The organism is Gilliamella sp. B3464 (genome assembly GCF_026536145.1).
Classification (GTDB): domain Bacteria; phylum Pseudomonadota; class Gammaproteobacteria; order Enterobacterales; family Orbaceae; genus Gilliamella.
Map to the genome: position 1 here is coordinate 1 of NZ_JAFNOQ010000014.1, position 12,543 is coordinate 12,543.

The 12,543-nt window shown below is 37.3% G+C and carries 10 protein-coding genes; 1 reads left to right on the forward strand and 9 read right to left on the reverse strand.

Going from position 1 to position 12,543, the window contains the following annotated elements; translation table 11 throughout:
* The 4 genes from J3U57_RS11870 to rpsL form a co-directional block, all read right to left on the reverse strand.
* Positions 1-85 (reverse strand): GTP-binding protein (locus J3U57_RS11870; protein ID WP_010312103.1); only part of this gene is annotated, 85 nt, incomplete at its 3' end.
* 68 nt (positions 86-153) lie between these two features.
* Positions 154-2,256 carry an elongation factor G gene (gene fusA, locus J3U57_RS11875; protein WP_065633264.1) on the reverse strand — a complete coding sequence of 701 codons (2,103 nt, stop codon included), beginning with the start codon at positions 2,254-2,256 and terminating at the stop codon, positions 154-156.
* 108 nt (positions 2,257-2,364) lie between these two features.
* Entirely contained in the window at positions 2,365-2,835 is a 471-nt protein-coding gene (gene rpsG / locus J3U57_RS11880) for a 30S ribosomal protein S7 (protein WP_065633265.1), read from the reverse strand.
* 99 nt (positions 2,836-2,934) lie between these two features.
* A complete protein-coding gene (gene rpsL / locus J3U57_RS11885; RefSeq protein ID WP_034883792.1) occupies positions 2,935-3,309 on the reverse strand; it encodes a 30S ribosomal protein S12 in 375 nt (124 codons plus the stop codon).
* 432 nt (positions 3,310-3,741) lie between these two features.
* Here rpsL and J3U57_RS11890 point away from each other — a divergent pair, with 432 nt between their 5' ends.
* Positions 3,742-4,926 carry a XylR family transcriptional regulator gene (locus J3U57_RS11890; RefSeq protein ID WP_267344864.1) on the forward strand — a complete coding sequence of 395 codons (1,185 nt, stop codon included), beginning with the start codon at positions 3,742-3,744 and terminating at the stop codon, positions 4,924-4,926.
* Positions 4,927-5,013: 87 nt separating this feature from the next.
* On the opposite strand, the gene J3U57_RS12720 is transcribed toward J3U57_RS11890, so the two are convergent.
* From J3U57_RS12720 to ybaL, 5 genes are all read right to left on the reverse strand, one after another.
* Entirely contained in the window at positions 5,014-5,388 is a 375-nt protein-coding gene (locus J3U57_RS12720) for an MFS transporter (protein WP_323849475.1), read from the reverse strand.
* Positions 5,389-5,665: 277 nt separating this feature from the next.
* Positions 5,666-7,123: a xylulokinase gene (gene xylB, locus J3U57_RS11900; RefSeq protein WP_267344866.1), complete on the reverse strand. Its 1,458-nt coding sequence runs from the start codon at positions 7,121-7,123 to the stop codon at positions 5,666-5,668.
* Positions 7,124-7,193: 70 nt separating this feature from the next.
* Complete coding sequence (gene xylA / locus J3U57_RS11905) at positions 7,194-8,513, reverse strand: xylose isomerase (RefSeq protein ID WP_267344867.1); 1,320 nt, start codon at positions 8,511-8,513, stop codon at positions 7,194-7,196.
* Between the two features lie 317 nt (positions 8,514-8,830).
* A complete protein-coding gene (locus J3U57_RS11910; RefSeq protein ID WP_065633271.1) occupies positions 8,831-10,141 on the reverse strand; it encodes an NCS2 family permease in 1,311 nt (436 codons plus the stop codon).
* A gap of 178 nt (positions 10,142-10,319) precedes the next feature.
* Positions 10,320-12,119 carry a YbaL family putative K(+) efflux transporter gene (ybaL, locus tag J3U57_RS11915; RefSeq protein ID WP_416379617.1) on the reverse strand — a complete coding sequence of 600 codons (1,800 nt, stop codon included), beginning with the start codon at positions 12,117-12,119 and terminating at the stop codon, positions 10,320-10,322.
* Positions 12,120-12,543: the final 424 nt, after the last annotated feature.

A 12,543-nucleotide genomic window follows, 5' to 3' on the forward strand; every position in this document is an offset into this window, starting at 1 on the left:
TTAAAGTTGTTTTACCATGGTCAACGTGGCCGATTGTACCAACGTTAACGTGGGGTTTTGTACGTTCAAATTTTTCTTTAGACATCTTAATGTTCCTTTATTTAACCACTTCCCTAATTCAATAGGGAAGTGTTACTTTATTTATATAAATAATTATTTCGCTTTACGAGCTTCAATAATTGCGGTTGCAATATTTGTTGGTGCTTCATTGTACTTCAAGAACTCCATTGAGTAAGAAGCACGACCTTGTGTTTGTGAACGAAGGTCTGTTGCATAACCAAACATTTCTGAAAGTGGAACTTGTGCTTTAACTGTTTTACCAGTTGCAGTATCTTCCATACCTTCGATCATACCACGACGACGGTTTAAGTCACCGATAACGTCACCCATATAATCTTCAGGGGTTTCAACTTCTACTTTCATAATCGGTTCTAAAAGCACAGGTTTAGCTTTCATGAAGCCTTCTTTAAATGCCATTGAACCGGCAATTTTAAATGCCATTTCTGATGAGTCGACATCATGGTAAGAACCATCAAAGATAGTGACTTCAACATCAACAATTGGGTAACCAGCAAGAACACCGTTTTTCATTTGTTCTTGACAGCCTTTATCAACTGCTGGGATGTATTCTTTAGGAACCACACCACCAACAATTTCGTTGTTGAATTTGTAGCCTTCGCCACCCGCTTCCAATGGTTTGATTTTTAACCATACATGACCATATTGACCACGACCACCAGACTGACGAACAAATTTACCTTCTTGTTCAACTTCATTGCGAATTGTTTCACGGTAAGCAACTTGTGGTTTACCAACATTTGCTTCCACTTTAAATTCACGTTTCATACGGTCAACGATGATTTCTAAGTGTAGTTCACCCATACCAGAAATAATGGTTTGACCTGATTCTTCATCAGTGTGTACACGGAATGAAGGATCTTCTTGTGCTAGTCGACCTAAAGCAAGACCCATTTTTTCTTGGTCAGCTTTAGTTTTTGGTTCTACTGCAACAGAAATAACGGGTTCAGGGAACTCCATTCTTTCAAGAATGATAGGTGCGCTTTCAGCACATAGTGTATCACCTGTTGTTACATCTTTAAGACCGATTGCTGCAGCGATGTCGCCAGCGCGAACTTCTTTGATTTCTTCACGTTTGTTAGCGTGCATCTGAACGATACGACCAAAGCGTTCTTTTTTATCTTTAACAGAGTTAAGAACAGTATCACCAGAGTTAACCACACCAGAGTAAACACGGAAGAATGTTAAGTTACCAACAAATGGGTCAGTTGCAATTTTAAATGCTAATGATGAGAATGGTTCATCATCACTTGAATGACGTTCTGCTGGTTCACCATCTGGTAATTCACCTTTAATCGCTGGAACATCAGTCGGTGCTGGTAAATATTCAACAACTGCATCAAGCATGAATTGAACACCTTTATTTTTAAAGGCACTACCACAAGTTACTAAGATGATTTCATTAGCAAGTACGCGTTCACGTAATGCTTTTTTCACTTCTTCTTCAGTTAACTCTTCACCACCAAGGTATTTTTCCATTAACTCTTCGTTTGCTTCAGCTGCGGCTTCCATTAAGTTAGCACGCCATTCTTCGACTTGCTCAACCATGTCAGCAGGCACATCTTCATAAGTAAATGTTACGCCTTGATCAGCATCGTTCCAGTTAATTGCTTTACGTTTAAGTAAATCAACTACACCAGTAAATCCTTCTTCAGCACCGATTGGTAATACTAATGGAACAGGTACTGCTGCTAAACGTGTTTTGATTTGTTCTACAACACGTAAGAAGTTAGCACCCATACGGTCCATTTTGTTTACAAATGCGATACGTGGAACTTTATATTTGTTTGCTTGGCGCCATACTGTTTCTGATTGAGGTTGCACACCACCAACCGCACAGTAAACCATAACTGCACCATCAAGTACACGCATAGAACGTTCAACTTCGATTGTGAAGTCAACGTGTCCCGGGGTGTCGATGATATTGATACGGTGTGGTTCAAATTGTTGTCCCATACCAGACCAGAATGCAGTGGTCGCCGCTGACGTGATAGTAATACCACGTTCTTGTTCTTGTTCCATCCAGTCCATGGTAGCTGCGCCATCATGAACTTCACCAATTTTATGACTTACACCAGTGTAAAACAAAATACGTTCAGTTGTTGTCGTTTTACCTGCGTCAATGTGTGCACTGATACCGATATTGCGGTAGCGTGCTATAGGGGTTGTACGAGCCATATTAATCCTCTATTTAGAATCGTTTGCTTAATAAAATATCATTTAGGTGGACTGACAGTAGATATGTGCTGTCAGTCTATTTTCAAGCCACTTAATATAAGTGGTTGATTACCAACGATAGTGTGCAAACGCTCTATTAGCCTCAGCCATACGATGAACATCTTCACGTTTTTTCACAGCGGTACCTTTGTTTTCAAAAGCATCCATAAGTTCATTCGCTAGGCGTAAAGCCATTGATTTATCGCCACGTTTACGTGCAGCATCTACAATCCAACGCATTGCAAGTGCATTTCGACGAACAGGACGCACTTCAACAGGAACTTGGTATGTAGAACCACCAACGCGACGAGACTTAACTTCTACAGTTGGTCTTACGTTATCTAGTGCAACTTCGAAAGCTGCTAAGTGGTCTTTTCCACTACGCTCAGCTAATTTATCAAGAGCTGAATATACGATTGATTCTGCGATAGATTTTTTACCATCTACCATTAAAATATTGACAAATTTTGCCAGTAAATCTGAACCGAATTTCGGATCAGGTAAAATTTTTCTTTGACCGACAACATGACGACGTGGCATTGGAATACTCCGTTTATATGTTATAAATTTTCAGGTTTACCCAAAACTCAAATGAGTTAAATGGAATTTTATAGTTTGGCCTTACTTAACGGAGTACCATTAAGCTTTAGGTCGTTTTACACCGTATTTAGAACGGCTTTGTTTGCGATCTTTAACACCTGCGCAGTCTAATGCACCGCGAACAGTATGATAACGAACACCAGGTAAATCTTTAACACGACCACCGCGGATTAAAATCACGCTATGTTCTTGTAAGTTATGACCTTCACCACCGATGTAAGAAGTCACTTCAAAACCGTTGGTTAAACGTACACGGCATACTTTACGTAATGCTGAGTTAGGTTTTTTCGGTGTAGTTGTGTAAACACGTGTACAAACACCGCGTTTTTGCGGGCATGCTTCAAGGGCAGGAACGTTACTTTTCGCTTCCTTTAGGGCTCTTGGTTTGCGTACCAGCTGATTAATTGTTGCCATTAATAAGCTCCTGATTAATTAAAATAAATTTAAAATTGCATTTTAGATACGTAATTAATAACTGTAGACCAAAACCTATGTATATAAGTTTTGGGTCGCAAGATTCTAGACCCCAACAGGCATAATGTCAAGTATTACCACAAGTTGTTTGTCGGGTTTAACACATATTTAATATCAATATTAGCTAGGTATAGTTGAGTATCATCGGTAGGCGAATTATTTTTATCTTAGTAAGATTTTTAGCCACTAAAATAGTCTTTATTATACAGTTAGTTGTAATTGATAGTTTGAGTTTAGGTACACTTGTATTTTATGTGTAATTATTAACATAGTTTTATCGATAAAGATTAAAATTATATTAATCAAATTTTTGCATTAAAAAATGGTAATATTATACTGGATCTTGAATTTACCCTGTATCAAATAACATCGATGAAAAGCGAATCTTACAAAGTTGTTTTACTCTTTAATGCAAACAATATTTATGACCGCCAAATATTAAAAGGCATAGGCGATTATTTGAAATTGCATAATATTCATTGGAATATTTATATTTCAGAAACCCTGCGTTATGATGCAAAAGCCGCTTTTCATTTTGATTGTGATGGGATTATTGCCAATTTTGATGATCCGGATATTGAAGATTTGCTGGCTAAAGAAACCATTCCTATTATTGGTGTTGGCAGCTCTTACCATGATCACGTAAGCTATCCAAACGTACCTTATGTGGCAGCTGATAATTATGCCATTATCGAAAGTGCGTTTAATCATCTATGCGAAAAAGGCATCTATCAATTTGCTTTTTATAGTATACCAACAACGCGATATTGCCGCTGGGCAGCAGTAAGAGAAAAAATATTTGAGCAGATCTTAGCGCAAAAAGGCTACCAAGGGGTTATATATCAAGGTATGACCACCTCGCTGGATAATTGGCAAGAAAGCCTAGATAAACTGTCTAAATGGTTACTCACTTTACCGATTAATACAGGCATTATTGCAGTCAATGACGCCAGGGCGCATCATATTTTGCAAGCTTGTGATAGGGTGGGAATAAAAATACCTGAACAGTTATGTTTGATTGGGATTGATAATGAAGAGGTGATCAATAATTTGTCGATGGTGTCGTTATCGACTGTCAAGCAAGGGACTGAAGAGATGGGATTTAATGCGGCAAGTTTATTAAATAAACAGTTCGCAAAAGGCAAAATTTCAACAGAACCACTCCTTATAGCACCTAAAAAAATTATTGCTCGGCGCTCAACTGATTACCGATCAATACAAGATCCATATGTAATTCAAGCTATGCACTATATCCGCGATTATGCTTGTAAAGGAATTAAAGTTGAGCAAGTTATTTCTGAAATGCAAATATCTCGATCAAACTTAGAACTTCGTTTCAAAGCGTCATTAGGTAAAACAATTCATTGTGTCATTCATGAAGAAAAGTTTAATCGAGCCAAATACCTATTAATTGAATCTTCACTGTCGATTCAAATGATTTCTGAGCAGTGTGGTTACCCCTCTGTACAATACTTTTATTTTTTATTCAAAAAGCTTTATGGAATAACACCTAAAGATTATAGAAATAAGTATGCTGTCAATAAAACTTCATCATGATATCGCGTTAATAAAAATTAGGTTGTATCACTTTATCACCAGAAAAAAATTGCTTGTTACTGACAAAATTTTTCTGGTGTGAATAGACTATTTTTTAACTGAACCAATCGATAATATAGCTATACCCCCCATTGTTGCAAATATCAATGAAACGATAAAAATTGCAGAAAAGCCAAATACTGAAATAACAAAAGCAGCAATAATTGGCGCTAGTGCTTGGGTAATAGTATTGCCTAGATTGTAAATACCTAAAAAGAATGCTATGCGATTTTTATCGGGAATCACTTTTAAATTTAATAAATTGTCGAGTGAATTCCAGATCCCCATACCAATACCAGCAGTGAAGGCATAAATAAGGACACCATTTAGGTTTGGATAAATAAATAAGCTTATTGCACCAATACCTAAAAAGATGGTGGACAGTCCAACAGGTAGTTTTAGAATTTTTAATTTATCGGAGATTGGTCATGCAATGAACCCCATTAAAATGCCTAATATAAGCATAATCAAATTAATTAGCTGAATTGAATTTTGGATTTTTAATTCTAAAAAAGATTTGTTTAGCACAGGTGGTGTGTAACAATCGCCAATCAAGCTAGCGGTAGTTTATTGACACAATAATGTTATGTTAACGCCTTTTTATTGGGAAGAGCGATTTACTTAGGTATTGATATGATTGGTTTTCGATAGTGAAAATAAAGGGGGAAGATAACGTGATTCTTTCCCCTTTGATGAATCATTAACACATGAGTGGTTTTAGTTGCTGATAAATCTGTCTAAAAATAGCGCGTTGTTGTTGATATAACTGATAATTGTCACGATTCGGTTGATGCAGTTGAATTACTTTAGGTGAAGGTAATAAAGTTTTTATAGGGGTATCTGGATGGCAAGCAATTTGGGCTAGTTTAGCTGCCCCTAATGCTGGGCCGACTTCACCGCCTTCACAATATTCAATAGGATAACCAGAAATATCACAGATTAATTGTCGCCAGTAGGCACTTTTTGCCCCGCCACCAATTACCATTATTTTATCGGGCGAAATGCCGGTTTTCGCAACGACATCGATACCGTCAGCCAGTGCGTAACTGACACCTAACAATATGGCTTTAGCTAAGTCTACTTTGTTGTGCTGATTAGTTAAGCCAAAAAATACGCCTTTCGCTTCAGGATTATTATGTGGCGTTCTTTCGCCAGATAAATAAGGTAAAAATTGGATGGGAGATTTAGCATCAGTTTGATCGGTTTGAATTAATGAAATTAGCGTAGGTACATCTTTGATTGATAATAATTGGCAGCCCCAATCAAGGCAAGATGCACAGCTTAACATTACGGACATAAGATGCCAACGATCTGGTAATGCATGACAAAAACTGTGAATGGCCTGTTCTGGTTGACTAACAAAATGATCTGTGACAGCAAAGTAGACGCCCGAGGTGCCAAGTGATAACATCGCTTGCCCAGGTTGATAGAGCCCAACACCAATTGCGCCAGCTGCATTATCACCGCCACCAGCAACCACCGGAATGGTATTAATTCCCCAGCTTTTTGCAACTTCATCGTTGACATAACCGGTGATTTGATTACCTTCAAATAGCGTCGGCATATGATGCCTGCTTAGTCCGCAAGCGGCTAATAGATCATCATTCCAATCACGTTTTTCAACATCTAACCACATGGTACCGGCTGAATCTGACATGTCTGATGCCAATTGTCCGGTAATGTTAAGACGTAAATAATCTTTAGGCAGGAGTACTTTATCGATTTTGGCAAAAATGTCTGGCTCATGATTTTTAACCCATTTGATTTTAGGCGCAGTAAAGCCAGCCATCATTAAATTACCGGTAATTTTTCTTGAATTCGGGACTTGCTGTTCTAATTGATGACACTCGGCATCGCAGCGGCCATCATTCCATAAGATGGCTGGTCTTAAAATTTGCAATTGTTTATCTAATAATACTGCGCCATGCATTTGCCCACTTAAACCAATCGCTTTAACGTGTTGTAAATCATGCAGTGAACCAAGCTCATGCATTGCTATATTAGTCGCTTGCCACCATTGATTTGGATCTTGTTCTGACCAAAGCGGAAAAGGGCGAGACACGCTAAGAGGTTGTGTTGTCGATGCGATAATGTTTTGCTGTTCATCCATAAGAATGACTTTTATACCGGAAGTACCTAAATCAATACCAATATACATATATTTCTCCACTACAATGTTTATTAAGGCTACGGGTTTGTAGCCCTAATAAACTTATGTTGCCTAACGATTAGCCAAAAATGAACTTATTGACTAAGTTTTCAAGTTTTTCTTGCTCACCACTACGTGTTTTTGGTTGTAATTTATGTTTTAGACTATACTCTGCAATTTGTTGTAATGACATTTTTCCCTGTAATATATCGTTACCCAGTTGTTTATCCCAACCGGCATAACGATTGGTAACACATTGGTTTAATATTTGGCTTTCGAGCATTTTTGCCGCATTTTTTAATGATAACGCCATAGTATCAATGGCACCAATATGACCATAAAAGACATCGTACTTATCAACGCTTTGACGACGAATTTTGGCGTCAAAATTTAGCCCACCTGTTTTAAAGCCACCGCTTTTTAGGATTTCATACATGACAAGAGTATTTTCTTCGACACTATTTGGAAATTGATCGGTATCCCAACCTAATTGCGGATCGCCTCGATTGGCATCAAGCGAACCAAAAATATCAAGAGAGATAGCTGAGGCAACTTCATGTTGAAAAGAGTGACCAGCAAGAGTGGCATGATTAGCTTCGATGTTAACTTTTATCTCGTTTTCTAGTCCAAATTGTTTTAAGAAGCCATAAATAGTGGCAACATCATAATCATACTGATGTTTGGTGGGTTCTTGAGGTTTAGGTTCGATTAGTAACGCACCTTTGAAACCAATTTTATGTTTGTTTTCAACAACCAATTGCATAAATTTACCCAGTTGTTGTCTTTCTTTACGCAGATCGGTATTTAAAAGTGTTTCATAGCCTTCACGACCTCCCCATAGCACATAATTTTGTCCACCAAGTTTATGTGTGGCATTCATCGCATAGACAACTTGTGTTGCAGCACAAGCAAAAACTTCTGGATCAGGATTAGTTGCTGCACCCGCTGCATATTTCGGATTAGTGAAACAATTTGCTGTACCCCAAAGTAGGTTAATGCCCGTTTGTTGTTGTTTTTCTAGCAAAATGTCAGTCATCGTGGATAAATTATTGATGTATTCTTGAATTGAACTCCCCTCAGGTGAAACATCCACGTCATGAAAAGCATAAAAAGGAACATTCATTTTGTAGAAAAACTCAAAAGCAATCTCGGCTTTTGCTTTAGCATTGATTAAAGGATCACTACTTTTTTGCCAAGGATAATCAAACGAACCAGAACCAAACATATCGGTACCTGCCCAACAAAATGTATGCCAATAGCAGATTGAAAAACGTAAATGTTCAGCCATTGTTTTACCTAAAATTATCTGGTTTGGATCATAATGTCGAAATGCAAAAGGATTATCTGATTGTGTTCCTTCATAGTTGATTCTATCTATTTTGTCGTAATATTGATTCATACTATTCCTCTAAATGATGCCTAATAAGTTAATGAGAAAGTTATCTTTGCTTGTTTTAATTTAGTGTTAAGCACAGTTGTGTTAATACGTTGTAATCAATATGCATTAAATTTGAAACTAACGACAATTATTAAATTTTGTAATTATTTTATGTTTTTTTATTTTTGTGATGCAGATCAAACTCTATAAGCACGTCTAGTGACATGTTTGGTAATGAATAATTTTTTTGACTGAATAATGCGGATTTTTGAAGATTAGCTGGTTGGTAAGTAACTAAGCTATTACTACGGTGTTAATCGTAGCAATAGCTGTTTAAATTAGTGATGATCAATAAAGATAAATTTTAATGCGAACAATAATGCAAAAATAATTACACAAAGATTGAGTTCTTTAAATTTACCTGTACAGGTTTTTAATACCACATAGGAGATAAAACCAAGCGCAACACCTTCAGTAATTGCAAAGGCAAAAGGCATCATCAAAGCGGTAATAAATGCAGGCGTTGCATCGGTTAAATCAGACCAGTTAACTTTGACTAAACTTGAAACCATTAAAATACCGACAAATATGAGTGCGCCAGATGTGGCATAACTTGGTACTAAATGTGCAAGCGGTGATAAAAAGGTCATCAGTAAGAATAAGATTCCAACCACAACAGCTGTTAAGCCAGTCCGTCCACCAACTGAAATACCCGCAGAACTTTCAATATAAGTTAATACAGATGATGTACCAAATAATCCGCCTAGTGATGAGCTAAAGCTATCGATTAATAGTGCTTGACGCATTTTAGGAAAGCGTCCTTTTTCGTCCGAAATGCCTGCTTTGTCGGTTAAGGCTAAAATTGTGCCTGATGAATCAAATAAGCTAACAATCATCACTGAAAAAATCACACCCATAATACCAATGTTGAATGAGCCAGCAAGATCGACATGACCAACAACTGGTGCGACACTCGGTGGCACTGCCGCGACACCTTGATACGTAATATTAGGATCAAGCCATAACGCCAGTAGGGTGACTACAAATATTGAAATTAAAACCGCTGCATGAAAATTGCGCGCTGCTAAAATAATAATAATAAAAAAACCAAGAGAGCCTAATAAGACTTTGAGTGATAAGATATTGCCCATGGTTAAGAGTGTTGCCGGTGAACTCACGACTATGCCCATATTTTGGAAGCCCATAAAGGCAATAAATAGTCCAATACCTGCGCTAATTCCTACTCGTAAACATTGTGGAATATGCTCAATTAACCAATGACGTACTTTAAACAGTGATAAAGCAAAAAAGACTAAAGAACCCCAAAATATCGCGCCCATGCCAATTTGCCAGGAATAGCCCATTGCGCCGCAAATCCCATAAGCAAAAAAAACGTTAAGTCCCATCGCGGGGGCTAATGCGATTGGTAAATTGGCAAATAAACCCATTAAAATAGTGGCAACAGCTGTCACCACACAGGTGAGAACAAATACCGCAGAAGTATCCATGCCGGTTGCAGATAAGATAGACGGGTTAACAAAGATGATATAAACCATAGTAAGAAAGGTGGTACAACCAGCAATGATTTCGGTGCCAATGGTGGTTTTTTTCTCTTTCAATTGAAATACTTTTTCGAATATTGAATTCATAAGTTAAGGCCTAATTTTGATTGATAATAGTCAATGTGCATTTAGTGTGTCTTTGCTGTGTTTATCTAAAATTTTTGTAAGCCAAAAATAGAAAAGATGCGAAGTATTCGCTCCACATCTTACAATAAACAGAGTTTTTACTGCGTTATTATTGCCAGTTATTTATTTAGGTCAAGTGTTATTCTATCGGACTACCATTTCCTGCAGCAAGATTAGCATTTACCGGAATATCTATTTTAACTTTTAAATTATTGTTAGTATTTGAAGTTTCCATATCAATCGACATGGTTTGACTAACTTGATAGTGATTATTTGTTTCATGTTCTTTATCAATATTAAGAAACTGTAAAAGGTGATTTGCAATCTCTTCTTCACCGGTAACAACTTTGGTTGCACCATGTTCTTCAATATATTCGATTTCATCTTCGTAAAATGCTCGTACATAAATTTCTAAATCAGGATTCACCGTTTTTGCCTGTTGCGATATTTCTGCTGATTTATAGCCATTTGGCGAGGTAATAATTAACCATTTGGCTGATTTGATATGAGCAAAATTGAGGATCCCCGGCTTTATTGCATTACCAAATACCGCAATTAATCCATCATGGCGAATTTTTTCAACTAAAGTTAATGACGGCTCGATCACAATAAACGGCACGTGATGGGCAATTAATTTTTCGGCAATCATACTACCTAATCTATCATAGCCAATTAAAATAGCATGGTTTTTAACCTCGGGTATTTGTTGGTTAATTTCAATAATGGGATCAATCATTCTATCAACAATGTTTTCAGTGCGTGATAAGTAGTATTCGAGCAAATTAAATATGAAGGGATTTAGCACAATAGATATGATAGAACCAGCTAAAATTAGGCTATGCGCTTCATCAGGAAAGATCTGTAAAGTGATACCTAATGCCGCAAGAATATAAGCAAACTCACCAATTTGCGCCAGACTTGCTGAAATAGTTAAAGCGGTGCGTTTAGAATAACCAAATAATCTGACTATCAAATATGCAGCAAGTGATTTGCCTAAAATGATTATTACAATAACCGACAATACGGCAATAGGATGAATCAGTAATATTTGGGGTTTGAATAACATTCCAACTGAAACAAAAAATAGTACGGCAAAGGCATCTTTTAATGGCAAGATATTTTTAGCGGCCCGATGGCTGAGATCTGATTCAGTTAATACCATTCCGGCAAAAAAAGCGCCCAATGCAAATGAAGCGCCAAACAGTTGTACTGCTGCTAAAGCAATACCTAAAGCAATAGCAAGTACGGTTAGTGTGAACAGCTCTTCAGAACCTGTTGCGGCACTTTTGGCTAATAGCCAAGGAATTGTTCGTCGACCAATTACAATCATGATAGCGATAAAAAGAATTACAAGACCTATAGTTTTGGCGACTTCTTTGACAATATCGATTGTATTATAGTTATCGCTATCACTAAACATGGTAGCAATCGCCGGTAGCAATACTAACGTTAACACCATGACCAAATCTTCCACAATTAGCCATCCCACTGCAATTTTACCGCGACGACTCTCTATCAGATTTCGATCTTCTAGGGCTCTGAGTAATACAACTGTACTTGCAGTAGATAAGCACAGCCCAAACACTAATCCCGTTAAAATCGGCCATCCAATCAAGCTAGACATGCCCATTCCAAGTAATGTGGCAACGGTAATTTGAACAATTGCACCGGGAATAGCAATGTTTTTTACTTGCATAAGATCTTTTAATGAAAAGTGTAACCCTACACCAAACATTAATAAAATAATGCCAATTTCTGCTAGTTCTTGCACAATTGATGTATCTGCAACAAATCCAGGTGTTGTGGGGCCAACAATAATACCGGCAATAAGATAACCGACTAGCGGGGAAATACGTAAACGATTAGCGAGTAATCCAAGTAGGGTGGCAAGTACAATGCCGCCGATGATGGCAATGAGTAAAGGCCCGGTGTCATGCATGTATACCTCCTAGCTTTGTAAAGGGTGAGTTTGAAAGTATGGAGTGTGTTAATGTTAACATAACATGATGATTTTTTGAATTAATAGATACAGTTATTCACCAATCACTGTAACAGGTAAATAGTTTGGTTTAAGCTTTATTTACTGTTCTTTGATAGGAATACTTGCTCTCAAATAAAATCGGCAATTTAACTATTTTATGCTTTAAGTCGGACAGTTAAACGATGTAGCTTTGATTGGATAAACAAACGGCGCTTTTTAATCAAGAGTTAACTTAGTTTTAGCCCACTTAGGTGGGCTAATGCATTTTATGCTAACTGTGTTATGCCGGTTTGTTCAGTGTCATTTTAACCTTAAGAATACGGTGACTGTCTACTTTGGTCGTTTCAATCGCTTTAAAAAAGGGGGATTGAGTCTTGCTTTG